The organism is Bifidobacterium tibiigranuli (assembly GCF_009371885.1).
GTDB lineage: Bacteria > Actinomycetota > Actinomycetes > Actinomycetales > Bifidobacteriaceae > Bifidobacterium > Bifidobacterium tibiigranuli.
Genome location: NZ_QLZA01000011.1, coordinates 1 through 25,728, shown reverse-complemented (window position 1 = coordinate 25,728; position 25,728 = coordinate 1). Strand labels below are relative to the sequence as shown.

Genomic DNA, 25,728 nt, shown 5'->3' with positions numbered 1-25,728 from the left:
GTCGCTGTGAGCCCCTATGCCAGCATAGGTATGACCTCATAACCGTGGCCTCGCAGGCGCGTCGCTGCCCCAGCCGTTTGTATGATTCCACAAAGACGCTCGCGCCGTTTTGTAGCTTTGCCGCTGACGTGAGGCAGCATAGCCGGGTTACGTTAGAATATATGGTCAAAAACGTCAACACAATACTGGTGGCCAATCGTGGTGAAATCGCTCTGAGAGTCGTGCGCACCGCGCGCGAAATGGGCATTTCCACCGTGGCCGTCTATGCCGAGCAGGACCGCAACGCGCAGTACGTCGAGATGGCCGACGAGGCGTATCTGCTTCCCGGCGACACGTATCGCGACACCTATCTCAACGAAGAGCTGATGATTGACGTACTGCGTCGCAGCGGCGCGGATGCCGTCCACCCTGGCTACGGCTTCCTCTCCGAAGTGGCTTCCTTCGCCCAGAAAGTGATTGACGCCGGTGCCATCTGGATCGGGCCGTCGCCTGAGGCGCTGACCGATTTGGGCGACAAGATCACCGCCCGGCGCGTCGCCAAGCGCGCCAAGGTGCCGCCAGTCCCAGGCATCTCCGACCCGGTGAGCGACATCCGAACGCTGCTCGAATTCGCGCACACGCACGGCTACCCGCTGATGATGAAGCGCACGGACGGCGGCGGCGGGCGCGGCATCGTGCTGGTGCATGACGACGACGAGCTGCGCAGCTTCTATATGAGCCATGACTCGCTGCAGGGCGGGGACCTGAACGAGTACTTCGTCGAGCGCTTCATCGACAAGGCGCGCCACGTAGAAACCCAGTGCGGGCGCGACAGCCACGGCAACTTCACCGTGTACTCCACCCGCGACTGCTCCGTGCAACGACGCAACCAGAAGCTCATCGAAGAGGCTCCGGCGCCGTTCCTGTCCGAAGACGCGAACGAGCAGCTGCATCGCTACTCGCGCAATCTCTTCGAATCCGTCGACTACCAGGGCCTGGGCACCTGCGAGTTCATGGTCACCGGCCAGCACAAGGTCTACTTCCTGGAAGTCAACCCGCGCCTGCAGGTCGAGCACACGGTCAGCGAAGAGGTGTGCGGGCTGGATTTGGTGCGCGAGCAGATCACCATCGCCAACGGCGGCGAACTCCATGAAGTCAAGGAAACGCGCGGCCACAGCTTCGAGCTGCGCATCACCTGCGAGGATCCGGCAACGAACCTCACCCCGAGCTCGGGTACGCTCAGTGCAATCCGCTGGCCTTCCGGCCCGGGCATCCGCGTTGATTCGGGCGTCGAGGAGGGCGACACGGTCTCGCCGAAGTTCGATTCGATGATGGGCAAGCTCGTCGTCACCGCGCAGGACCGCCTTTCCGCCGTCGCGCGCGCCCGTCGCGCCTTGGCCGAGCTGAGAATCGAAGGCGTGCCGACTCCGGCGAGCCTATACGAGCAGATTTTCAACGATCCGGTGTTCACCGCCGAAGGGCACGATTTCGACGTGTCGACCAAATGGCTGGAACGCGAGTATCTCAACCGCGAGCCGTCCACGCTTGCGAGCGGCCAGCCGGCGTCCTTGAGCGGGAGCGGCGAAGACGAGCAGCCGCAGAGCGTGGCGACCGAATCCTTCACCATCGAGATGAACGACAAGCGGGTGACGCTCAAGGTCCCGGTGGATATCGTCAACGCATTCACCGGCGCAGCGCGCGCCCGCGGTGCCAAGCGAGCTTCCCAGCCGTTGCGCGGTCAGGGATTGCACGTTGTGGAAAGCGGCAAGGCCGCCGATCAGAAGCCCGGCGTCATCATCTCCCCGATGCAGGCGGTCATCACCCGCGTGAACGTCGCCGAAGGCCAGAGCGTGGCCAAAGGCGATCTGCTCATCGTGCTCGAATCCATGAAGATGGAGAACTACGTCTACGCGCCCGACGCCGGCACCGTCACCAAGATATTCGTCGGGCCGTCATCAGGCGTGGAGGCGGGGGACACCCTCATCACGCTCGATGTGGACGGGGATGGCGGCACTGACGGTAGCGGCAAGGCTGGCAGCAGCACCGCCGCGAGCGAAGGAGGCAAGCAATGACTGATATCATGAACGCCCCGGACGTCAAGAAGGCTATGGAGAGCTGCGCGCCCATCGAGTCGCAGCCCATCCGCCCGGCCATCGCCCACGCCGCGCAGCTCGCGCGTGACGCCGAGAACGCCGCCCGCACCCGCCAGCATGGCAAGGGCAAGCGCACGGCCCGCGAACGCCTCGATCTGCTCTTCGACACCGGCTCCTTCCAGGAGATCGGCCGATTCTCGGGCGGCGACATCAATGGCGACCGCGCCGGATGCGCCGTCATCACGGGCTTCGGCGAGGTCTACGGCCGCAAAGTGGCTGTCTACGCGCAGGATTTCTCGGTCAAGGGCGGCACGCTTGGCCAGGCGGAAGGCGAGAAGATCTGCCATCTTATGGATATGGCGATGTCGATTAAGGTGCCGGTCGTGGCGCTTATCGACTCCGGCGGCGCGCGCATCCAGGAAGGCGTCGCCGCGCTGACCCAGTACGGCAGAATCTTCCAGAAGACCTGCGAGGCCAGCGGCTTCATTCCGCAGATCTCGGTGATTCTGGGGCCGTGCGCGGGCGGTGCGGTGTATTGCCCGGCGCTCACCGACTTCATCATCATGACGCGCGAGAATTCGAATATGTTTGTCACCGGCCCCGACGTCGTCAAGGCGGCGACCGGCGAGGCGATCAGCATGGAGGCGCTCGGCGGCGGCTACGTGCACAACGCGACCTCCGGCGTGGCGCATTACCTCGGCGAGGATGAGGCCGATGCCATCGACTACACGAGAACCGTGCTGGCCTACCTGCCGTCCAGCTCGCAAAGCCCTGCGCCGCGCTTCGCCTACTCCGCCACCCGGTCGGACCGCGACACCGCGCAGCGCCTGGGCACCATCATTCCCGACAATGACCGCCAGCCCTACGATGTGCTCGAAGTGATCCGCTGCATCGTGGACTACGGCGAATTCGTGCAGGTGCAGGAGCTCTATTCGCCCTGCGCCGTAGTCGGCTTCGCCTGCATAGAAGGCCGCCCGGTCGGCGTCGTGGCGAACCAGCCCAATGTGCTGGCCGGCATCCTCGACGTCGAATCCTCCGAGAAGATCGCGCGATTCGTGCGTCTGTGCGACGCCTTCAATCTGCCGGTGATCACGCTGGTGGACACGCCCGGCTACAAGCCCGGCTCCGACCAGGAGCATGCGGGCATCATCCGGCGCGGCGCCAAGGTCATCTATGCGTACGCCAACGCCCAAGTGCCGCTTATTACGGTTATCCTGCGCAAGGCCTTCGGCGGCGCGTACATCGTCATGGGCTCCAAAGCCATCGGCGCGGACGTGAACTACGCCTGGCCCACCAGCCAGATAGCCGTGCTCGGCGCACAGGGCGCCGTCAACATCATCCACCGCAAGGACTTGCAGAAGGCCAAGGAGCGCGGGCAGGACGTAGACGCGCTGCGCTCGCAGCTCATCGAGGAATACGAAAGCACGACGGTCAACGCGAATCTGTCACTGGAAACCGGCCAGATCGACGCGATGATCGACCCGGAGCAGACGCGCGAGGCCATCGCCGAATCGCTGCGGCTGCTGGCCAACAAGAAGCGCGTGAGCCGCACCGGCAAGCACCACGGCAACCAGCCGCTATGACGGACTCGCACGATAGCGCAACTGCTGAAAACACAGCCATCGCTGAAAACGTAACTGCCGAAAACCTAGCCATCGCAACCACGCAACCACGTAACGCAACTCATCAGAACCAACCATTAAGGAATGTCATGACCGACACCACGTTCTTCCTCAACCGCCTGTCCAGCGAGCCGCATGCGCTCGCCTTCGGCGGCCAATCGACCCCTTGGACGGCGGCGCTCGCCGACCAGAGCAACGACCCTACGCTTGCCGCCACGCTGCACGCGCACGCCGATGCGGCCAATCGGCTGCTGGTGAGCGTCAACCCCGAGCTGCTCGCCACAACCGGCGGGCCGGTCGATCTCTTCGGTTTCGAGGCAAACACGGCCTCGCTCGGAGCGGGAGCCGATGCTGCGGCCAGCGTGCCGGGTATCGCGCTGACGCAATTGGGCGCATTGATTGACGCCGCAAGCCTGGGCTATGACGTGATTGCGGCCAAGCCGGTCGCCGTGTTGGGCCATTCGCAGGGCGTCATCGCCGAGCACATGGTGCAGGCCATCGTGGATGCCGGCTCCATCGAGGCCGCGCAGGATGATATCGACCAGATTCTCGCCATCGCGCAGCTGATTGGCGTGGCCGGCACGCGCCAGGCCCGCATGCTCGCGCTGCGCCCCAAAAGCGGCGAAGCAACGCCGATGCTGTCGGTGCGCGGCGCGACCCAGCTGCAGGTCGAAACGCTGATTTCCCGTGTGAACAAGCCGCGCGGCCCAATTTCGATTGCCGTCACCAACTCGGCGAACCAGCATGTGCTCTCCGGCTACCCGGAGGATCTGGCCGCCTTCGCCGTGGAAACCGAGAAGGAACACAAGCATCAGGCCAAGCTGCGCGAGGAGAAGGTGCGCGGCGGCTCGGTGTTCGCGCCGGTGCTCGAATATCTTGATGTCACCGTGCCCTTCCACTCGTCGCTTATGGCGCAGGCCGTCGAGCAGACCGTGGCCTGGGCTGCGGCCAGCGGATTGGACGAATCGCGCTCCCGTGCGCTCGCCGAAGAGGTGCTGGTCAACCATGTGGATTGGGCCGCGCGTGTGCACGAACTGCTCGCCTCGACTGACCCAGCCAAGCTGTGGATCGTCGATCTCGGTCCCGGCACGACCGTCGGCAAGCTCGTCGGCGCGCTGGTGCAAGGCACTGGCGTCGGCGTGGTCGAAGCCGCCAGCGGAGCCGACAGGGCCTCGCTTTCGACTATGGAAGGCGAGCCGGGCCGCACGCAGGACTGGACGGCCTTCGCTCCCAAGGCGGTTCGCACGCCCTCCGGCGACCGTATCCGCACCAAGTTCAGCGAGCTGACCGGCAAGCCGCCGGTGCTGCTCGCCGGCATGACCCCCACCACCGTGGAGCCTGAAATCGTCGCGGCTGCGGCCAACGCCGGCTACTGGGCCGAGCTGGCTGGCGGCGGCCAGGTGACCGCCGAGGTCTTCGACCGCCATGTGACCAAGCTTGAGCAGGAGCTTGACGAGGGCGCCACCATCGAATTCAACGCGATGTTCATGGACCGCTACCTGTGGAACCTGCAGTTTGGCACCCAGCGCATCGTGCCCAAGAAGCGTGCCTCAGGAACCCCGATCGACGGCGTGGTTGTCTCCGCAGGTATCCCCGAGCTTGACGAAGCCAAGGAGCTTGTCGCCACGCTGAACGCCGACGGCTTCCCCTATGTGGCATTCAAGCCGGGCACCGTTGACCAGATTCGCCAGGTGGTGCGCATTGCCAAGGCCGTCGCGCCGACGAAGATCATCGCGCAGGTCGAAGGCGGCGCTGCGGGCGGGCACCATTCGTGGGAGTCGCTGGACGATCTGCTCATTAACACATATGCTGACGTGCGCGCCTGCGACAACCTCGTGCTGGTCGCCGGCGGCGGCATCGGCACGCCCGATCGCGCCGCGGACTACATCTCCGGCCAGTGGGCGCAGGTTTACGATCTGCCGGATATGCCGGTGGACGCCGTGATGATCGGCACCGCCGCGATGACCGCCAAGGAGGCCTACACCAGCCCCGAAGTCAAGCGGCTGCTGGTCGAAACCCCCGGCATCGTGCAGGCGCCGGCCGACGAGGACCCCTTCGCGCCGATCGGCGAGAAGTGGGTGCCGAGCGGCAAGGCAGTGGGCGGGGTCTCTTCGGGTCTGAGCCATTTGCATGCCGATATCTACGAGCTTGAGAATTCCTCCTCGCGCTGCGGGCGGCTGCTCGTGCGCGTGATGAAGCACCCGGAGGAACTGCTCACCCGCCGCGACGAAATCATCGAAACGCTCAACACCACCTCCCGCCCGTACTTCGGCGATGTGGACGCGATGACCTACGCCCAGTGGGCCGAGCGCTTCGCACGGCTCTCCTTCCCGTGGGCCGACGACACGTACGCCGACCGCTTCCTGCACCTGCTGCAGCGCATCGAGGCCCGCGTGCGCGACCAGGAGTCCGGCGAATTCGATTCGCTCTTCGCCTCTCGCGCTTCGGTGGAATCCGACCCGTACGCGGCCATCGCAACGCTGGTCGAGGCCTACCCGCAGGCCAAGGAGATCAAGGTGATCCCCAACGATGTGGCCTGGTTCATTTCGCTGGTACGCGAGTATCCCAAGCCCATGCCCTTCGTGCCGGCCATCGACAACGATCTGCTGCGCTGGTGGGGCCAGGATCAGCTGTGGCAGTCTGAGGATCCGCGCTATTCCGCCGATTCCGTGCGCGCCATCCCGGGGCCGATTTCGGTCGCCGGCATCACGAGCGTGGACGAGCCGGTGGGCGATATCCTCTCCCGCTTCGAGCAGGCCGCCATCGAACGCACGCGAGCTCTTGAGGCGAGCGAGTCTGGGGCGGCTGCCGAGCCGGAGCAGGCCTTCGCGCAGCTGAGCGCCGCCGCGAGCGCCGAAGAATTCATCCGCCGCAGCCCGAACATCTCCTGGGTCGGCCACCTCATGGCCAACCCGGCCTTCGGCACCGCGCTGGGCGACCCGCACTACGAGATCACCGCGACGGGAAGCCGCGACGGCAATGCGCTCTTCGATCTGGACATTCACCTCGACACCTTCTGGGACAACGATCCTGACGGCGGCACGTCCAAGCACGCCGTGCGCGACATCGTGATCCCGCTGACCGTCGACGCCGCCAAGCCCGGCCGCTTCCCGGTCGTGGATCGCGAGCGGCTGCCGCAGCACGTCTACGCGATGCTCGCCGACACTGCTGGCATCGGCAACACCGCCATCACCGGCGACAAGCTCGCCGCCATGCCGACCGTCGAAATCGTGGACGACAAAGCGTCCTATCCCTTCGGGCTGGCGCATACCGGCTACACCTTGTCTCCCAACCTCGGCTTCGACCATGAGGCGGCGACCGCAGGAACCCTGCCCGGCTCGCTGCTGGCCTCGCGCATCGTGCCCGACGCGCTGGTCGGCCCGGCTTGGCCGGCCATCTACACGGCGCTGGGGTCGGTGTACGTCCACGGCTTCCCGGTGATCGAAGGACTGCTCAACGCGGTTCACCTGGACCACCTGATCGAGCTGGATGTGACCGAGGTCGAGCTGCTGGCCCACACCGGCGAGCGCATCGCGCTGACCAGCTGGGCCGAGGACTACCTCGAATCCGCCTCCGGGCGCGTGGTGATCATCCATGTGACCCACACCGCGCCTGACGGCACCGTGCTGGCCCACGAGGTCGAGCGCTTCGCCATCCGCGGCCGCTCCTACTCGCAGGCGCTGCCGCCCGAGGCTCCCGAATACGGCGACTACCTCTCGTTCCGAGGCAGCTCCAACGGCAAAGGCACGCCTTTCGATGACGATGATAACGAAGACCTGGTGATGAATACCCCGCGTCGCATGCTGCGCCGCGTCACCGTGACCGCGCCGCACGAGATGACGGCCTTCGCCCGCACCTCCGGCGACTTCAACCCGATCCACACCTCGCATCGCGGGGCTGCGGTCTCCGGCCTCACGGCGCCGCTGGTGCACGGCATGTGGCTTTCGGGCACCGCCCAGCATGTGGCGCAGGCCGCTGACGACAAGGGCGTGCATTACGAGATCGCCGGGTGGACCTACAACATGTACGGCATGGTCCAGCTGGACGACGCCGTGGAGATCAGCGTGGAGCGCGTGGGCAAGCTGCGCCATGGCGGACTGGTGCTTGAGGTGACCTGCCGCATCGACGGCCAGATCGTCTCGCGCGGCACCGCCGTCGCGCATGCGCCGAAATCCGCCTTCGTCTACCCCGGCCAGGGCATCCAGCAGCAGGGCATGGTTCTGGGCGAGCGCGCCCAGTCCGCCGCTGCGCGTGAGACCTGGGAGCGCGCCGACAAGCTCACCCGCGAGCGTCTCGGATTCTCGATCCTCGCCGTCGTGCGCGACAATCCGACCGAGCTGACCGCCAACGGCGTGACCTACCGCCACCCTGACGGCCTGCTCAATCTCACCCAGTTCACTCAGGTGGCGCTCGCCACCGTGGCCTTCGCGCAGACGTCCCGCTTGCGCGAGTCTGGCTCGGATATCTGGCCCGCGTACTTCGCCGGCCACTCGCTGGGCGAATACAATGCGCTGAGCTCCTTCGCTGGCATCATTCCGCTGGAAACCGTGCTGGAACTCGTGTTCCACCGCGGCTCCACGATGCACCATCTCATCGAGCGCGACGCGCAGGGCCGTTCGAACTATCGCATGGGCGCGCTGCGGCCAAACCAGTTCGGTGTGGGCGACGATCAGATCAAGGCCTATGTCGAGCAGGTGTCCGCCGAATGCGGCGAATTCCTCGAAATCGTCAACTACAACCTCGCCGGGCAGCAGTACGCCATCGCGGGCACCATCAAGGGCCTCAAATATCTCAAGGCCGACAGCAACCGCCGCGCGAAGGAGGCTGGCGGCAAGCCGGTGTTCATGCTCGTGCCGGGCATCGACGTGCCGTTCCACTCCACGCTGCTGCGCAAGGGCGTGCCGGAGTTCCGCGACAAGCTCGACGAGCTGCTGCCGCAGACCATCGACTACGATCGCCTGGTCGGCCGCTATATCCCGAACCTCGTGGCCGCGCCCTTCGCGATGACCCGCGAATTCGCCGCGAAGATCCTCGAAGTGGTGCCTTCCGCTCGCATCAAGGAGGCGCTGGACGACCCGGCCATCTGGGATTCCTACGCCGCCGACGAGCAGAAGCTCGGCCGGCTGCTGCTCACCGAACTGCTCTCGTGGCAGTTCGCCTCCCCGGTGCGCTGGATCGAAACGCAGGCGCTTATGTTCGGCGAGCCGTCGCAGGGCGGGCTTGGCGTCGAAGAGTACGTCGAAGTGGGCTTGGGCAATGCCCCGACGCTGGCGAACCTGGGTGCGAAGACCCTCAGGCTGCCCGACTTCTCCGGCCGCAAGGTCACCGTGTACAACCTCGGCCGCGACGAGAGCCGCGTGTATATGACGGATACGGATCCGGCGGCGCCGGTAAGCGGAGAGTCCAGTGGACTCTCCGTAGGTGACGCCGAGCGCGATGCATCGAGCGCGAGGAAAACAGAAACGGCGGCGGACGCCGCTCCTATTCCTGCTGCAGTTCCGGCTCCGGCGGCTAACGATGCTCCAGCCGCACCATCCGTCCCGGTCGCCACCTCCGGCGAACGCCCGGCTGACATCGCGTACAAGGCTTCGGACGCCATCGCCACGCTGCTGGCGTACGCGGCCAAGGTCCGCCCCGATCAGATCGGCGATGTGGACACGACCGACACACTGACCAATGGCGTCTCGTCCCGCCGCAACCAGCTGCTCATGGATATCAGCTCCGAACTTGGCGTGGCGAGCGTGGACGGTGCCGCCGAGGCTGCGATTCCGGCCCTGAGCGCCCTGGTCAACAAGGTCGCGCCGAACTACAAGGCCTTCGGCCCGGTGCTTTCCGATATCGTGCGCGACCGCGTGCGCGGTCTCTTCGGCGCTTCGGGTGTCAAACTCACGCAGATCGAGAAGCGCGTGACCGATACGTGGCAGCTCGGCGCTGGCTGGGCTTCGCATGTCGTCTCCGCACTGGTGCTGGAGACCCGCGAAGGCGCTTCCGCCCGTGGCGGCGAGCTCGCGTCCTTGGGCACTGATCCGGCGGCGAACGCCAACGCGGCGAACGCGCTGATCGATGCCGCCGTGCAGCATGTGGCGCAAGCCCGGGGCATCACGGTCGGCCTGCCCAATGCGGGCGGTGCCGCAGGCGGTGCGGTTGTAGATTCCGCAGCGCTGGACGCCTTCGCGCAAAAGGTCACCGGCTCTGACGGCGTGCTCGCCGCCACGGCACGGTTCGTGCTGAACGAGCTTGGCGTCGCTGCTCCGGCCGTAGCACCTTCCGAGGATGCGAACGCCGCCGTGGTCGCCGCCGTCGAAGCCGAGCTGGGGGCTGACTGGCCCAAGCAGGTCGAGCCGCGCTTCGACGAGCGTCGTGCGCTGCTGCTGGATGACCGCTGGGCTTCGGCCCGCGAGGATCTTGCGCGGCTGTACTATGGCAATAAAAATGGCGGAGATGACGAGTCAATCGCCACGCTGAACTTCATCGGCGCCGGCCAGGATGTGAGCACTCAGGCCCGCTGGTTCGCCGGCAAGGCCCGGGCCGATGGCAATGAGGAACTCAGCGCGACCTTCGCGCGTATCGCCGAGCAGGCGCTTGAACCGCTCGCCGAAGATCCGCAGTCTTCTCGCTTGGCCAACGATGTGGCCATCGTCACTGGCGTCGCTGCGAATTCGATTGGCGCGCAGGTCGTCAACGGCCTGCTGGCTGGCGGCGCGACGGTTATTGCGACCTCGCACAGCTTCACCACGGCGACGAAGGAATGGGCCAAGCGCACGTACCGCAACCATGCGGTCGGCAACGCCAAGCTCTGGCTGGTTCCCGCGAATCTGTCGAGCTACCGCGACGTCGATGCGCTCGTGCAGTGGGTCGGTTCGGTGTCCAAAAAGACGACCGGTGCCACCACCACGATTCTCAAACCCGCGTACGAGCCGACGCTGTTCTTCCCCTTCGCCGCGCCTCCGGTGCACGGCACCATGGCCGATTCGGGCGAGCTGTTCGAATCGCAGTCCCGCCTGATGCTGTGGGGCGTGGAGCGTGCCATCGCCGGTTTCAGCGCGATCGGCGCGGACACCGACGTGCAGCACAAGCTGCATGTGGTGCTGCCTGGCTCGCCGAACCGTGGCGTATTCGGCGGCGACGGCGCGTACGGCGAGGTCAAGAGCGCCTTCGATGCCATCGTTACCCGCGCGCATGCCGAGCAGGACTGGTCCGACCGCGTCACCTTCGCCCATCCGAAGATCGGCTGGGTGCGAGGCACCGGGCTTATGGGCGGCAACGATCCGCTGGTCGCCGTCGTCGAAAAGCACGGTCTGCGCACCTATTCGACCGAGGAAATCGCGGTGCAGCTGCTCGATATGGCCACGAAACAGGCCCGTGAGCAGGCGGTCATCGCGCCGCTTGACGCCGACCTGACCGGCGGTTTGGGCTCGACGCCGATTGATATTAAGGCGTTGCGTTCAGAGGCTGAGACGGATGCCTTGAAGGAATCTTCCGTCGCCGCTGAAATCACGCAAAACGGCCAAAACGAGAACAAGAACGGCTCTGCATCCGCCACTCTCAAGGCCCTCCCCACTCCGCACATCCGCCATCAGGCACCCGTCGATCTGGCCGACTGGCAGGGCGTCAGCGCGAAGCCCGAGGATGAGATCGTCATCGTTTCGGTCGGCGAGCTTGGCCCCTGGGGCTCCGGCCGTACGCGCTTCGAGGCCGAGATGGGCATTCGCCCCGATGGCTCGGTCGAGCTGTCGGCCGGCGCGGTGCTCGAACTGGCGTGGAACATGGGCTTGGTCACTTGGCAGGACAGCCCGGCTCCGGGCTGGTACGACGTCGACGGCAACCTCGTGCCCGAGGAGGATATCGCCGAGCGCTACCATGACGAGGTCGTGGCCCGCTCCGGCATTCGCCCCTTCGATGAAGGCATGGGCAGCGACTACAAGGACGGTGCCGATGAGGAGGAGGCCGAGGTCTTCCTCGACCACGATGTCGAATTCTCTGTGCCGACCAAAAACGTTGCCGATGAGTACGTCAAGCTTGACGAGGCGCATACCACCATCGCGCAGGATGAGGAATCCGGCGAATGGGTGGTGACGCGCCACGCCGGCTCGATGATCCGCGTGCCGCGCCGCGCCACGATGAGCCGCACGGTCGGCGGCCAGTTCCCCAAGGGCTTCGACCCGCTCAAGTGGGGCATCCCCGCTTCGATGGTGGGCGATGTGGACCAGATCGCGCTGTGGAACATCGTCACCACGGTCGACGCCTACCTGTCCGCAGGCTTCAGCCCGGTCGAGATACTGCAGTCGATTCACCCCTCGATGGTCGCTTCGACGCAGGGCACCGGATTCGGCGGCATGAACTCGATGCGCAAGCTGTACCTCGACCGCTTCCTCAACCACGAGATTCCGACCGACATCCTGCAGGAGGCGCTGCCGAATGTGGTTGCGGCCCACGTCATGCAGTCCTATATCGGCGGCTACGGCAATATGATCCAGCCGGTTTCCGCCTGCGCCACCGCCGCGGTGTCGCTTGAGGAAGGCGCTGACAAAATTGCGCTCGGCAAGGCCGATTTCGTGGTCACCGGCGCTATCGATGATATCGGCGTGGAGTCGGTGATCGGCTTCGGCAACATGAACGCGACCGCCAACTCGCAGGAGATGTATGACAAGGGCATCGAGCCGCGCTTCTTCTCGCGGGCCAATGACCGTCGTCGCGGCGGCTTCCTGGAATCCCAGGGCGGCGGCACGATTCTGCTCACGCGCGGCGATATCGCGCTGAAGCTCGGTCTGCCGGTCGCCGGCGTGGTCGGCTTCATCCACAGCTATGCGGATGGCGCGCACACTTCGATTCCGGCCCCTGGCCTCGGCGCGCTCGCGGCGGCGCAGGGCGGCATGGACTCCAAGCTCGTGCACGATCTGGCGAAGCTGGGCGTGACTCCGGACGACATCGCCGTGGTTTCCAAGCACGACACCTCTACGAACGCCAACGACCCCAACGAATCAGAGCTGCACAACACCATCGCGCACGCCATCGGGCGTAGCGAAGGCAACCCGCTGTTCGTGATCTCGCAGAAGTCGCTCACCGGCCATGCCAAGGGCGGTGCTTGCATCTTCCAGGTCAATGGCCTGACGCAGCTGTTCACCTCCGGCCGCATCCCTGCGAATGCCTCGCTGGACTGCGTCGACCCCAAGCTCAAGCGCGACGACCATCTGGTCTGGCTCAAGCAGCCGCTTGAAGTCGGCAAGGTCAAGGCCGGCTTGGCTACTTCGCTCGGCTTCGGCCACGTCAGCGGATTCACGGCCATCGTGAACCCAGGTGCCTTCGAGGCCGCCGTGGCGAACACCGCCGGTACTGAAGCGCTCGAAGTATGGCGCAACCGCGCCAACGAACGCCTCGCCGCCGGCCAGCGTCACCTCGAAGAAGGCATGATGGGCCGCGCCGCGCTCTACGAGCCGATCGATAACCGCCGCTTCCACGAGGATTCGCGCAGCTACGATGCCCATGAGGTTGAGAAGGCCATGCTGCTGAATGCTGATGCGCGGCTTGGCACTTCCGGTTACTTCGAAGCGTGAACAGTGTGACTGAGTAGATTAGGGGCGGAGAGAATGTTGATTCTCTCCGCCCCTTTCGTTTGTAGTGGGCGTGCAATCGCTTATTGTGTTCGTGCTCACGAAACTGATTCAGGGTGAACTCCGTTGTTTCCTCGGCCCCTTAGCGGGGCCTCAGCGTCGGCTACGGACAGCGCACAGCGCTGTCCGCTTAACGCCGCCGCGGGAGTTGTAACGTTTCAGGCCCGGCAAACGTCACAATTCCCGCACTAAGGTCGACTAGGTGCGGGAATTGTTTCGTATAACAGCGGTTTTACGTTACAACGCCCGCATAAGGGTCGAGTTGATGCGGGAATTGTGACAGTTCGTGTGCATGAGTAAATGATTCAAGGTGAACTCCGTTGCTACCTCGGGCCCTTGGTGGGCCCTCGGCGTCGGCTACGCACTGACGATGCTTGCGGCACCGTCCTTCGCGGCCTTGGTGGCCGCTCACCTCAGCTACGGACAGCCCGCAGTGCTGTCCGCTTAACGCCTCGGCACAGTGCTGTCTGCTTTACGGCTCAGCACTGGGCTCTCCGCTTAACGGCTCCGCTATTTATACTGCTGTGGGAAATTCATTAGGCACATTTGCGCAGATTGCACGTTTGAACGGGCCGATATACTTTGAGTCGATTCTTGAAAACGTTGTTATTCCGCCAAAATGCTCCACGCCGGATTCGACGTCTATTTTGAGAAATGCCTAATGAACGAAAAAACTACCTAATGAACGAATATCGTGCTTGCACCAGGTGCAAGTGCCGTCGCTGAGCTGTCGTGGAGTGTTCATTAGGTAGTTTTTTCGTTCATTAGGCACTTGCCCCAAGTACATGCCCCGCATGCACTTCACGTGATTGTTGAAATTCCGCCGATTCTAAGCGCATGGCGTTGCTCACGAAATCTCTGTTCGGGCGGTTGGGCGGTGAAAAGTGCCTAATGAACGACAGTCAGAGCTGGACAGTCAGTTGAATCAGAGTGAATCAGGGCGACCCCGTCATAATTCAGTCATCCGGCTTTGTCATCGGCGTCGCGCTCCTTGGCATTCTCGTCGCCAGCATCGGTGGTGTTCCTGGCTTCTGGGTCGCCGTTCTGGGGAGGCAACGATCGCATTCGCTGTTGGTTTCTGTGCTGTCGCACGCAGTGCGCTTGGCGAGAGCCCGACCGCGCTGGATGACCGCTACTGCTTGACAGACAACGCCGCAAAGGCAAGTGTTTGTGGCCTGTTCGGCAATAGACATGTGATCCGCGCCGGGGGTCTGTCGGAAGTCTTCCCAAGTCGTCCGGTGAAGGAGATTGCCTATATGCCTAGTGCTTATCTGTCTAGGGACGGCTCAGGCGGTCTGCGCCCAGGGCATTGGGCGGCCGGGCTCGCGGCCGGTATCGTCCGGGAATGACGGCAGAGGCTCGCCTCCTGCTCGGATGCAAAGCCAGCGCAGCTCCGTTTCACTGTCCGGGAGTGCGCGCCATGTGCGTAGGACGTTCTGCCCTACCCTCACGACCGTGCCGGGGCCGACCGTAATCACGTCGTCGTCGAGCCCCATCTCTCCTCGCCCTTCCAGGAACACGTAGAGCTCCTCGATTTTGGAGTGCTTGTGCCAGTAGCCGGCTTCCTCTCCTGGTTCGAGAGCGTTGGCTGTCATGCTGATATACTGCATGGTCAGTTCGTGATCGACGATGCGTCTTCCCTGACGTGACAAATCGGAGTTGAAACCGCCGAAATGGTCTCGCCAGTGGTCGGGCGCTCCGATGCTGATAACCTGATAGTCACTCATCATTCGTTGCCTTCTTTCGCTTACATGTTGTTCCGTTGATGGTGTGTATCGCCTGCCATGTTGAGCGGGGTGTATCCGCTGCGGCAATGCAATGCATACCGATTCCCTTATTCCGTTGATGCTTCCCGCCCATTGGCCGTCGCTGAGTCGTCTTACGAATCGCTGTGCTGGTCTACGTTGAGGTCGGCGGCGCGGAGGGCTGCGCTGCCTGATGGCGTGAGCTGGGCCGCGCGCTTGTTGCCGGGCAAGCGTGCGACCCATCCGTGGGCGAAAAATGCCTGGCAGATTGCCGTGCCGAGTGGTCCGGCCAGGTGGAAGCGGCGCTCGGTGGAGTCCATGCACTGCACGCCCGAGGGCACCGGGTCGGTGAGGATTCCCCACGAGTCCAGCAGGTGGATGCCGCTGGCGGTGGGCTGCCAGTGGTCGTCGATGAAGCCGTGCGCCTCCAGCTGTTCGGACAGGCGCACGCCGAGGGCTCCGGCGAGGTGCCTGTAGCAGGTGCGTCCCTCGCGCAGGCTCTTGTTCGCGGTCCATGCGCGCAGGCTTGGCGGCGTGGGAAGCGTGCCTCCGGCGATCACGCCGAGCGCTTCGATGACGTTGGCGACGTCCTCGCCGGCCAGCCGGATGTAGCGGTGCCGTCCCTGCCGCACTGCGGCGGCCAGCCCGCAGCCCACGAGCACGTCGACGTGCTCGCTGGCGGTGGAGCGTGCCAGGCCCGTGTACGCGCCCAGTTCGCCGACGGTCCACGCGCGCCCGTCCATGAGCGCGGCGCACATCGCGGCCCGCGACGGGTCGGCGAGAACCGCGGCGCTGGCGGCGATGTCCGGAAGCGCCTCCGGGAAGACTCGATTCGACATGCCACCATTATCGCCCCGCGATTGTTCGGCCAGCACCGAACAGTCATGGCGGGAGACTTGTATGCGGACGGCTTTGCCGCCCCATTCGCATGAAAGGAAGCGATGATGAATATTCAAATAGGGCAACGACGACGATATCGTGGCCAATACGACGGCATGTTCCCTCGCAGGAAAACCGGTCACGCGAGAATCGCGATTGCCCGATGCAAAGGTGTGCGGAATTGACTTCATCTCGCCGTCCCGCCGCGCTTGCCGCGGTGCTGCTGGGCTTCTTCATCGTCATGCTCGACACCACCATCGTGAACGTGGCCCTGTCCGCGATGGGATCGGACTTGCACGCCCCGGTCCCGGTTCTGCAATGGGTCGTGGACGCGTACACGCTCGTGTTCGCCGCCTTGCTCCTGACGGCCGGGACCGCGTGCGACCGGCTCGGCGCGCGCCGCGTCTACATTGCCGGTCTCGCGCTGTTCGGCGCGCTGTCCGCCGTGTGCGCGTTCGCGCCGAACGGGGCGGTCCTGATCGGCGCACGCGCGGTGCAGGGCATTGGCGCCGCCGCGGTCGTGCCCGGCTCCCTGGCTCTGCTTTCCGGCATCTACGATGATCCGCGCGAGCGCTCCCGCGCCATCGGCCTGTGGGGCGGGGCCGGAGCGGTGGCCGCCGCCGTGGGGCCGGTGCTGGGCGGGGCGCTGATTTCCTGGATCGGGTGGCGCGCCGTGTTCTGGGTCAACTTTCCTATTGTCGTCGCCACGCTCTGGCTGACCTGGAAAGGCTTGCCCGCCGCCACGGCGTCCCAGTCCCGCAGGGAGCATGGGATCGACCTGCCCGGCCAGCTCCTCTGTGTGCTGGGTCTGGCGGTCCTGACCTACGGGATCATCTCAGGCGGCGACACCCGCTGGGCGCTTGGCGCGATCATCGCGGCCGTGTGCGGCCTGCTCATCCTCGCCGGCTTCGCGCTGGCCGAACGGCGCTCAAGGCGTCCGATGCTGCCCATGGGCATCTTCCGGGACCCGCGGTTCACCGTGGCCAGCCTCGTCGGGCTGGCCCTGAACATCAGCTTCTTCGGCCAGCTGTTCGTCCTCTCCCTGTTCTTCCAGCACTACCTTGGGCTTGCGCCATGGCTCGCCGGCCTCGCCCTGGCCCCGCAGGCGTGCAGCGGCGTGATCGCGTCCCCGCTCGGCGGGCGCGCCGCCGCGAGGATCGGCGCGTTCCCCACCACGCTGATCGGCCTACTCGTCGGCGCGGCCGGGTTCGCCAGCCTCGTCCGCGTCACCGCGAGCACGCCTTATCCGGTGGTCGCCGCGCTGACCTTCATCGGCGGATTCGGGATGGCGTTCGCCATGCCCGCCGTGACCTCCGCGGCCGTCATGGCGTCCCCGCCCCAGTACACCGGGCTCGCAGGCGGCGTGATCAACGCGGCACGCCAGACCGGCAGCGTCATCGGCGTGGCGGTTCTGGGCACCATGGTCGCCACCGGGCCGTTCCTTGATGGTTTCCATCTCGCCGTCGCGAGCGCATCGGGCGTCTTCATCGCCGCCGCCATCCTCGTCACCAGCGTCCTTGGGCGAACCTCGGATACCGCACAGGCACACTGAGCTCACTGTTCTCCACAGGACAAGCTCTCCGCAGCCTCGGCGCGGCTTCATCGAAACCCGCGCCGAGGCCGTGCTGGATCGAGCGAACGAAGGATAAACTCTGGTCCGGCCGACTGCGACTCCCGCGGCCTCTTGCTAGCGAAGGCTCGTCTATGTCATTGGCGGACTGATATATGCTTTTACTTGGAATCATGGTGCCGCAAATAGGGGAATATGCATTGCTGCATTTCCGCATTCGCATTGCCATGGACTATGGTATAAATCTGTCAGGCCTCGATATGATTCTTCTCTTGGAAGATCGACGCTTGGACTGAATATTCCTCGCCTTGCTTCTCCGCCCAGTCCAAGCAGTGTGTCGGCGCTTCCCCGCGCGTCTACCGCAATAGGTGGTAAGGGATTCGTCGCACAAGCAATATGATGCCGAATAATGCGGCCTTCCGGGGGGGCAAAGTTGCCCTTTTTGCCAACTTTGCCCCCCCGGAAGGGACCAAATTCACATTGAGGACTGTGCAAGATTTCCTGAGATGTTCGATGAGTTCGCGAAGAGGCTGAGTTTGCGAATCGGGGGAGAGCAGGCCGGGCAGCGCTTGCCTGGGCGTGAGTTCTCGATAGAAGTACGACGCTTGCTTGTGGCTGGCCCGGCGCTAGGCTCGGTGAATATGTAGTTGACCCGCCCGCTGTTGTGCTCACGTTTCGTGCTCCTTGTCTCACGGGCCGGCTGATTTCCGTTACCACAGGATCGTGGAAAATCAAGTCTTGATGTGTGCAGCGGTCTTCTTCATAATGGAGTCGTCAACGCGGCAGGATTCAAGTGCGAACGCTCGGCGTGGCAGCGAGGACTCGCGCTTTCTGCGGGCCGGACACGTTGAGTAGGAGCGGACGGATGCGCTGATATATGACCGTGTCCGACATGGAGGGCCATATGACTGAAAGGCGGGCAGGATGAGCGAAACAGCGGATATGCGCGGCGGAGCAGAGATACACAGCGGGGCTGAGGCAGGTAGCGGAGCTGGGATACGCGGCGAAGATGAAATGCGCGGCGAAGCAGAGATACACAGCGAAATCGAAACACACGGCGGAACCGAAACGCTCAGCGAGGCGCTCGGATCGCAGCGGCGTCACGTCACGATACTGGCCGCTTCGGAAACTGGCAACTCCTTGGAAGTGGCCGAGCAGCTGCTAGATGCCGTGGCGCAATTTTGGAGCGACATCGAACTGGTGGAGGCGGCAGATTATGACACCGCTCGGCTCGCTTCGGAGGATATCCTGCTCATGGTCACCTCGACCCAGGGCATGGGGGAGCCGCCGTATGGGGCCGAGCAGCTGCATGACTATGTCATGACGTGCCGCGATACGCCACTTGATGGCGTTGCTTTCGCGGTGCTGGGACTGGGCGACAGCGACTATGGCGACGATTTCAATCGCATGGCCCGCCAATTCGACAAACGATACGAGCAGCTGGGCGGTCGGCGGCTGATCGAACACGGCGAATGCGATTACGACTACGAGGGCACCGCCGCCGCGTGGATTGATGCGCTCCTTCCGGTGCTCCGCAATGAGCTCGGTGTTGAAGGGCACGGTGTTGAAGAGTGCAGTGGCGAAGGGCACGGTATCGAAGGGTGCAGCGGCGAGCTGTCTTCCGCCTCCGGCGGCGAAGGGTGGACGCAGCCTCAGCAGTCGGCAGCGGATGTTGCAGCCGCAATGCCGTCTGCATCGTCACCTGCACTGCCACCCTCGATGCCACCTGCGGAAGCGCCGCAGACCGCGCCTGCGCTGGATACGCGATCGTCACTCGTACGTTCGGTGACAATACCCTCGGCGCGCGCTGAATCGAGCGCATGCGCAACTGCAGGCAGCATGCCAAGCCCCGGATTCGCGCAGCCGCCGAAAGCCTCTGCTGCAGCTTCGCATGCCGAAACCAACGAATACAGCGCGGTGCTGACTAGTCGAACATTGCTGACGGCGCTGGGGTCGGATGAACAGGGTTCGTACAAGCAGGGTTCGGACAAGCAGGTGTTCGCAATCCGGCTGGAACTGGCGGACGCGGGAACCGACTACCAGCCGGGAGACATGGTCGCGGTGCGTTATGTCAATAGCGACGAGATTATGGAGCGGCTGTTCTCCTGCGCTTTCCCCGGGCAGAACGCTCGGCCGCAGGATACGGCAAGCGTGGCGGACGTGTACGAGACGCTGCGCACTTCGCGCGACGTGACGAAGAACAATCTCGCGCTGATGACCCGCTATGCGCAGATCGGCGGCAATACGCGGCTGATGGAGCTGCTGACTGACGAGCAACAGGCTCGCGATTACGGACGGACCCACCCTGTGACCGCGATCTTTGAGGATTACCCCGCCGCGTTTGCGCCCGAGCAACTGCTGGATGTGTTCACCGCGCGCAATACACGGCTGTATTCGATTTCGAACGCGCCGAGCGCGGGCGGCCGCGCCATCGAGCTGACCATTACTGCGGTGCGGTATCGCGCCTGCGGACGCGAGTATCGCGGAGCATGCACGTCGTATCTGGTCGATGCGCCGATTGGCACGCGGATTTCGCTTTCGCTCGTGCCGAATTCTCGTTTCCATATGCCCCAGAACGATGCCACGCCGATGATTATGATTGCGCTGGGTAGCGCCATCGCCCCGTTCCGCGCCTTTCTGCAGGAGCGCGAGGCTGTGCGAAAGCGCGCAGCAGCAGAGCCGGAGCCGCAGCCGGAACCGCAGGAGAGTCGTATCGGCGATTGGCTGATTTTCGCCGACCGGTCTCCCGATGAGGATTTCTTGTATCGCGACGAACTTGAACAGTGGCGTGATTGCGGCGTGCTCTCTCGTTTGGATACAGTCTGGTCGAGGCATGACGGCGAGTTTAGACGTGGCGAGCATATTCAGGATGCGCTGCCTCGGCTGGGCGACGACCTGCTGCAATGGCTGGACTCCGGGGCGCACATGTATCTGTGCGGACACGGCCACGCGGTGCTGCAATCCATCGAAGACGCGCTGACGCGTTCCCTCGCCGCCGCGCACGGCCGTAAACACGCGGTTCCCGGCGTGGTGAATGCCAGCGGATTCTTCGGCCAGGCCATGCGCGACCTCGACCTGCAATGGGCCGAGGATTATGTGAATCGGCTGCGCGCGGATGGCCGTCTGCACGTGTGACCATGCCCTCTGTGCGCAGAAGGTAGAGTCGAGCGTCCGTACGGCGAATAATGGCTAGTGCTGGCGGGTGTCGAACATCGAGAGCATCATCTTGCTGGGCTCGATCGCTTCCACGGTGTGCGGCAGCCGGGTACTGAAATAGATTACCTTGCCGGGCACGAGTTCGGTGTCGCGGCCGTCGGCTGTGATGAGCAGGCGCCCTTCGCTCACCTGCAGCATGACAGGCATGGCTGCGGTATGCTCGGTGAGCACCTGGCCCTTGTCGAACGCGAACAGGACGATGCGCAGCCCGTCTTCGCTCAGCACGGTGCGCGAGACCGTGGCCTCCGGCTGGATGCTGACCAGGGACGGAAGATCCTCGACCTCGCTCATATGCATCTTTGTCGCCGGGTGATCGACGCCTCCTGACACATGGGCCGGAGCGTGCGCATGGGCATCGGCATGATGCCCGCTCCCGCAGCCGCATGCACGGTCATTCTCGTGGGTGCATGCGTCCTCTTGGTTATTGCGGCTATTGTGGCTTTCGCGCCCCTGCTTGTCGTCGTTCATCTGATTACTCCTTATATATGCTGGCTATACAGCCTAGCAAACACTGTACTGGCTGTTCGCTTAACGCTGTTGCACGGTGAGAGAACAGGCATGCGAATTTATACGGCCTTATAAGTTCTTATATCTTATTTCGCGAAAATTCGGGTTATCGAAGAAACCGCGTCATTGCAGTCTTTTTTGGGCAATTTGGCGATTGGCGCGAAAGATACCAAAAATTTATAAGTGCCTATATGACCTTATATGTATATATATGAGCTTATATGTGGAAGCGTTGTTGAGGCGGCATTATGTCGACGAATGCCAAGCCGGCACCGTGGATGGCGTGGATAGCAATGCCCCTTTTGTGACGCTGATGCACTAGGTAGCGTCACAAAAGGGGCAGTATGTCGGTTATCGGTGGCGCCGTATGCGTATAAGTCGGAGCGGAGTACTTCACTTGTGACGCTTATTCGGGCGGAGGCATTAGCGGGCAGCGCTGTGCTGAGCCGTAAAACAGACAGCACGGTGCCGAAGCGTCACGCGGACAGCCCTGCGGGCTGTCCGTAGCTGGGGTGATCGGCCACCGAGGCCGCGAAGGACGATACCAAAGGCATCATCAGTGCGCAGCCGATGCCGAGGGTCCACTAAGGGCCCGAGGAAACAACGGGGTTCGCCCTTGGCCAGTCATTGAAGTCACGAACCGTCACAATTCCCGCACTATCGCGACCCTTGTGCGGGAATTGTGTCATATAACTGCCGGAATACGTCACAATTCCCGCACCATCTTCGTAATAGTGCGGGCCTTGTGACGTTTCAAACGGGATAGCGGGACGACGGGATATAGCAGGGTGTAGCCAGCCCCCCCCCTCTTACAGCACCTTCGAGAGGAAGGACTTCAGGCGCTCGCTCTGGGGATTGCCGAAGATCTCGTCGGGGGTGCCTTCCTCGTCGATCACGCCGGCGTCGGTGAAGATGACGAGGCTGGCGACCTCGCGCGCGAAATGCGATGTTGATGGATCTCCGTTGCTACCTCGGCCCCTTGGTGGAGCCTCGGCGTCGGTTGCGCAGAACCCACAGGGTTCTGCGCTTAACGCCTCCGCGTACATCAAACCGGTTTTATCGCGTGTCCGTTGTGCGATACACTGGTGGGCGTAGAGCTGAAACGAAGGAGTTTCCCATGGGATATGCAGCGCAGGCCGACGATGTTTTCCGCACGCGACTCGCTGAACGCAGCGACGAACTCGACCAGTTGTTCATGGGGCTGTACGACGACCAATCAGCGCTCGATGCGTTGAAAGAGGCGATGGCTGAGGCCTATGCCGCGCGGCCGGGCGACTTGCGCGAGCTGGACGAGGCCCGCGAGGCCGACCCGGAATGGTACAAGCGCGGCGACATGTTCGGCATGACGATGTACTCCGATCTGTTCGCCGGCAGCCTCAACGCGCTCGCTGATCGCATACCTTATTTGCAGGAGCAGCAGCTCACCTACCTGCACCTGATGCCGATCCTGCAGATGCCGCACCCGCACAATGACGGCGGCTACGCGGTCGAGGACTTCGACAACGTCGACCCGGCATTCGGCACGAACGAGGATTTGGCGGCGCTGACGGCCAAGCTGCGCAAGGCCGGCATCAGTCTGTGCCTCGACTTCGTGATGAACCACACCGCCTCCACGCACCGCTGGGCCAAGCGCGCGCAGGAGGGCGACCCCGAGTACCAGTCGTATTACTTCTGCTACGACGACCGCACGGTGCCTGACCAGTTCGACGGCACCGTGCCGCAGGTCTTCCCCAGCGCCGCGCCGGGCAATTTCAGCTGGAACGAGCAGATGGGCAAATGGGTGATGACCCAGTTCTACCCCTTCCAGTGGGACCTCAACTACCGCAACCCCAAGGTGCTCGTCGCCATGCTCAGCAGCGCCATGCACCTGGCGAACCTCGGCGTCGAAGTGCTGCGCCTCGACGCGGTGCCGTATATCTGGAAGCAGCTCGGCACCAACTGCCGCAACCTGCCGCAGGTGCATGCCATCGTGCGCATGCTGCGCATCGCGCTCGAATGCGTCTGCCCAGCCGTCGTGCTCAAAGGCGAGGTCGTGATGGCGCCCAAGGAGCTCGCCGCGTACTTCGGCACGCCCGAGAAGCCCGAATGCCATATGCTCTACAACGTTTCGATGATGGTCAACCTGTGGAGCGCGCTGGCCAACGGCGACACACGGCTGCTCAAGGCGCAGACCGATGCGCTCAACGCCTTGCCGCCCAACTGCTGGTTCGTGAATTACCTGCGCTGCCACGACGACATCGGCTGGGGGCTGGACGAGGACAAGGAGCGCGAGCTGGGCATCGACCCGCTTGAACACAAGGAGTTTCTGTACCATTTCTACGAGGGCGCGGTGCCCGGCAGCTGGGCGATGGGGGAGCTGTACAACTACGATGCCGCGAGCAGCGACGCGCGCAGCTGCGGCACCACGGCGAGCCTGTGCGGCGTCGAACGCGCGGTGATCACGCACGACAAGCCTGCGCTCGAAACCGCGGTAAGCCGCGACCTGCTCATGCACAAGGCGATGGCCTTCCTGCGCGGATTCCCCATGCTCAGCTGCGGCGACGAGATCGCGCAGCTCAACGGCTGGGATTACAAAGAAGACCCCGACCGCGTTGAGGACAGCCGCAACCTGCATCGCAGCCGCTTCGATTGGGGCAAAGCCGCGCTGCGCACCCAGCCCGGCACGTTGCAAAACCGGCTGTGGGATGGCATGGCGGAGCTGCGCTCGATGCGCGACGACCCCTGCTTCGCGCCGGACGCATGGGTCTCGACCTGGGACGCGCATAACGACGGAGTGTTCGCGCTCGTGCGCAAATCGCACGGCGAGACGCTGGTCGGCCTGTTCAACTTCACCGGGCAGGCTCAGCACGCGTGGCTCGGCGGCAGCGACGGTATCATGGGGCCGATGGACGCCGATCTCGGGGCCTACGAGGCGAAGCTGGTGCGGCGCTGAAGTCTGCCGCCGTCGAGGTTTCGAGTCCTATGGCTCAGAGGGCAGGTGAAAAACGCAGAAAGAAGGCACGCGCATGGAACTCATTGCCATAGGCCATGACGTTGTCGATGTCGCCGCCTTCGCCAGCCAGCTTGCCGAGCCGGGGTCGCACATGCGCGAGTTGTTCTCCGCACGCGAGCTGCGCCAGTGCACGATGCGTGCGCAGGTCAAGCACGACAGCGAATCGGCGCATCTCGCCGCGCGCTGGGCCGGCAAGGAAGCGGTACTTAAGGCGTGGTGCGAAGCGCTTGGCGATGCTGCGAATCCGTATACGCTCGATGATTTCCCGTGGGCCGGCGTTGAGATCCTTGACGATTCGCGCTCGCGGCCGCATGTTGTGTTCAGAGCGGATGCCGAGGCGACGCTGCGCGAGTCGCTCGGTTTTGCGACTGAGGCGGAATCTCTGTCTGTGGCGGCGCAGAGTGTAGAGGCGCAGGGTGTGGCCGAACCGGGTGTGGCGGCGCGGAGTAAAGGTTTGCAGTGGCATATCTCCCTGAGTCATGACGGCCCGATAGCCTCCGCCGTAGTTACGCTGGGACTTGCATAAAGGTTGCTCAATGACGCAATCCATGTATAATGACTCAGGTTGTTTGTTGTGCAGTCGGTCTGGAAAGCCGGCGCTGCGGTTTTCGGACGGTGCACACGAGCAGTCCCACGCGGATGTAGCTCAATGGTAGAGCCTCAGTCTTCCAAACTGATTACGCGGGTTCGATTCCCGTCATCCGCTCCACAGTTTCAAGGCCGGAAACCCAGTCACCGCAAGGGTTCCCGGCCTCAGTCGTGTTCGGGCCGGACAGTCTTCGCTCTGCTTTGCAGCTTCAGTCATTGGTTTTCGAGTTAATTAGGCCAGAAATTATATAGTCCAGTCAGTGGCGTATTCGTTCCAGTAGCCGTTCGGGGTGTGCTGGACGGCCATGAGAGACCGCCCCGGTCTTGCGGCCGGGGCGGCTGAGTGTGCCGCTAGTTGCGGCCTGCGCTATGGGTCTTCATCGCCCAGCCGGCTATTGCCAGCGTGGTGATGTCGGCCACAGTGGAATCCACTTTGGTCGCGATGACAATCACGAGGACTGCCAAGAGCCACAACATGGAACCGCCATGCGGCTCCTCATTCCTGCTAGGCATAATAAATGCCTTTCTGTTAGTCCGCACCGCAAGGGTGCGGCGCGTCGTCCGACGGTTGCCGGACGGTCGGTGCTTGTCCCTTCCACAGGATTTCGCTCGACGTGTTCCAGACTATCGGTTATGATGGAGATGCTGGACACGGCACTTCCACACGTTCCCGACACTCTCGGCAGGCGCTAAGAACTTTCAGGGAGCGTTGCCGAATCCGGTGGGGTGGTTTCTTGCCCATCCCCTGTTAGTCCGCGGGGCCCCCGAGCTGTATAGTTCGGGGGCCTTCGTGTATGTATGGGTTATAGGCCATTTCGTGGTGTTTTAGGTTTGGTTTTTAGCTGGTGCTGTCAGGGTATGGGGTGCTGGCGTGCAGTTCGTTCCAGCTGATGGCGGTGCCTGCGGCTGGCTCGTCGCCTGTTGCC

Annotated in this window: 13 protein-coding genes and 1 tRNA gene; 9 read left to right on the top strand and 5 right to left on the bottom strand. The window is 63.7% G+C overall.

Annotated features, from left to right (window positions below):
- Positions 1–161 precede the first annotated feature (161 nt).
- The 4 genes from DDF78_RS09845 to DDF78_RS11775 all read left to right on the top strand — a co-directional run bounded on the left by DDF78_RS09845 (position 162) and on the right by DDF78_RS11775 (position 13,753).
- On the top strand, positions 162–2,051 hold the full coding sequence (locus tag DDF78_RS09845) for an ATP-binding protein (RefSeq protein ID WP_152581562.1): 1,890 nt from the start codon (positions 162–164) through the stop codon (positions 2,049–2,051).
- Positions 2,052–2,086: 35 nt separating this feature from the next.
- On the top strand, positions 2,087–3,655 hold the full coding sequence (locus DDF78_RS09840; RefSeq protein WP_419465478.1) for an acyl-CoA carboxylase subunit beta: 1,569 nt from the start codon (positions 2,087–2,089) through the stop codon (positions 3,653–3,655).
- A 128-nt stretch (positions 3,656–3,783) separates the two neighbouring features.
- Complete coding sequence (locus DDF78_RS09835) at positions 3,784–13,248, top strand: type I polyketide synthase (RefSeq protein ID WP_152581560.1); 9,465 nt, start codon at positions 3,784–3,786, stop codon at positions 13,246–13,248.
- Between the two features lie 367 nt (positions 13,249–13,615).
- Positions 13,616–13,753: a hypothetical protein gene (locus DDF78_RS11775; protein ID WP_154677521.1), complete on the top strand. Its 138-nt coding sequence runs from the start codon at positions 13,616–13,618 to the stop codon at positions 13,751–13,753.
- Between the two features lie 838 nt (positions 13,754–14,591).
- On the opposite strand, the gene DDF78_RS09830 is transcribed toward DDF78_RS11775, so the two are convergent.
- Together DDF78_RS09830 and DDF78_RS09825 are read right to left on the bottom strand one after the other, a co-directional pair.
- Positions 14,592–15,032 carry a cupin domain-containing protein gene (locus DDF78_RS09830; RefSeq protein ID WP_152581559.1) on the bottom strand — a complete coding sequence of 147 codons (441 nt, stop codon included), beginning with the start codon at positions 15,030–15,032 and terminating at the stop codon, positions 14,592–14,594.
- A gap of 152 nt (positions 15,033–15,184) precedes the next feature.
- Complete coding sequence (locus DDF78_RS09825) at positions 15,185–16,120, bottom strand: ArsR/SmtB family transcription factor (protein ID WP_237564642.1); 936 nt, start codon at positions 16,118–16,120, stop codon at positions 15,185–15,187.
- On the opposite strand from DDF78_RS09825, the gene DDF78_RS09820 reads away from it, so the two are divergent.
- Both DDF78_RS09820 and DDF78_RS09815 read left to right on the top strand, forming a co-directional pair.
- Positions 16,111–17,481, top strand: coding sequence for an MFS transporter (locus DDF78_RS09820; RefSeq protein WP_152581558.1), 1,371 nt, complete (start codon positions 16,111–16,113; stop codon positions 17,479–17,481). The two genes, DDF78_RS09825 and DDF78_RS09820, sit on opposite strands and share 10 nt — an antisense overlap.
- A 942-nt stretch (positions 17,482–18,423) precedes the next feature.
- A complete protein-coding gene (locus DDF78_RS09815) occupies positions 18,424–20,634 on the top strand; it encodes a flavodoxin domain-containing protein (RefSeq protein WP_152581557.1) in 2,211 nt (736 codons plus the stop codon).
- Between the two features lie 54 nt (positions 20,635–20,688).
- On the opposite strand, the gene DDF78_RS12140 is transcribed toward DDF78_RS09815, so the two are convergent.
- Entirely contained in the window at positions 20,689–21,183 is a 495-nt protein-coding gene (locus DDF78_RS12140) for a cupin domain-containing protein (RefSeq protein WP_237564641.1), read from the bottom strand.
- A gap of 848 nt (positions 21,184–22,031) precedes the next feature.
- Positions 22,032–22,271: a hypothetical protein gene (locus DDF78_RS12465; RefSeq protein ID WP_415482086.1), complete on the bottom strand. Its 240-nt coding sequence runs from the start codon at positions 22,269–22,271 to the stop codon at positions 22,032–22,034.
- Between the two features lie 68 nt (positions 22,272–22,339).
- On the opposite strand from DDF78_RS12465, the gene DDF78_RS09800 reads away from it, so the two are divergent.
- The 3 genes from DDF78_RS09800 to DDF78_RS09790 all read left to right on the top strand — a co-directional run bounded on the left by DDF78_RS09800 (position 22,340) and on the right by DDF78_RS09790 (position 24,923).
- Entirely contained in the window at positions 22,340–24,154 is a 1,815-nt protein-coding gene (locus DDF78_RS09800; RefSeq protein ID WP_152581556.1) for an alpha-amylase family protein, read from the top strand.
- A 73-nt stretch (positions 24,155–24,227) separates the two neighbouring features.
- Positions 24,228–24,740: a holo-ACP synthase gene (locus tag DDF78_RS09795; protein ID WP_152581555.1), complete on the top strand. Its 513-nt coding sequence runs from the start codon at positions 24,228–24,230 to the stop codon at positions 24,738–24,740.
- 109 nt (positions 24,741–24,849) lie between these two features.
- Positions 24,850–24,923 (top strand) — tRNA-Gly (locus tag DDF78_RS09790).
- Positions 24,924–25,153: 230 nt separating this feature from the next.
- Here DDF78_RS09790 and DDF78_RS12005 read toward each other — a convergent pair.
- Positions 25,154–25,315 (bottom strand): hypothetical protein, encoded by a 162-nt coding sequence (locus DDF78_RS12005; RefSeq protein WP_154677520.1) that lies wholly within the window; start codon positions 25,313–25,315, stop codon positions 25,154–25,156.
- Positions 25,316–25,728: the final 413 nt, after the last annotated feature.

What these genes read in the sequence shown, in the direction of transcription:
- DDF78_RS09835 (WP_152581560.1), top strand. Translation starts at nt 3,784, where the DNA reads ATGACCGACACCACGTTCTTCCTCAACCGCCTGTCCAGCGAGCCGCAT.
- DDF78_RS09825 (WP_237564642.1), bottom strand. Translation starts at nt 16,120, where the DNA reads ATGAAGTCAATTCCGCACACCTTTGCATCGGGCAATCGCGATTCTCGC.
- DDF78_RS12140 (WP_237564641.1), bottom strand. Translation starts at nt 21,183, where the DNA reads ATGAACGACGACAAGCAGGGGCGCGAAAGCCACAATAGCCGCAATAAC.
- DDF78_RS09800 (WP_152581556.1), top strand. Translation starts at nt 22,340, where the DNA reads ATGGGATATGCAGCGCAGGCCGACGATGTTTTCCGCACGCGACTCGCT.
- DDF78_RS09845 (WP_152581562.1), top strand. Translation starts at nt 162, where the DNA reads ATGGTCAAAAACGTCAACACAATACTGGTGGCCAATCGTGGTGAAATC.
- DDF78_RS09795 (WP_152581555.1), top strand. Translation starts at nt 24,228, where the DNA reads ATGGAACTCATTGCCATAGGCCATGACGTTGTCGATGTCGCCGCCTTC.
- DDF78_RS09840 (WP_419465478.1), top strand. Translation starts at nt 2,087, where the DNA reads ATGGAGAGCTGCGCGCCCATCGAGTCGCAGCCCATCCGCCCGGCCATC.
- DDF78_RS09830 (WP_152581559.1), bottom strand. Translation starts at nt 15,032, where the DNA reads ATGAGTGACTATCAGGTTATCAGCATCGGAGCGCCCGACCACTGGCGA.
- DDF78_RS12005 (WP_154677520.1), bottom strand. Translation starts at nt 25,315, where the DNA reads ATGCCTAGCAGGAATGAGGAGCCGCATGGCGGTTCCATGTTGTGGCTC.
- DDF78_RS09815 (WP_152581557.1), top strand. Translation starts at nt 18,424, where the DNA reads ATGAGCGAAACAGCGGATATGCGCGGCGGAGCAGAGATACACAGCGGG.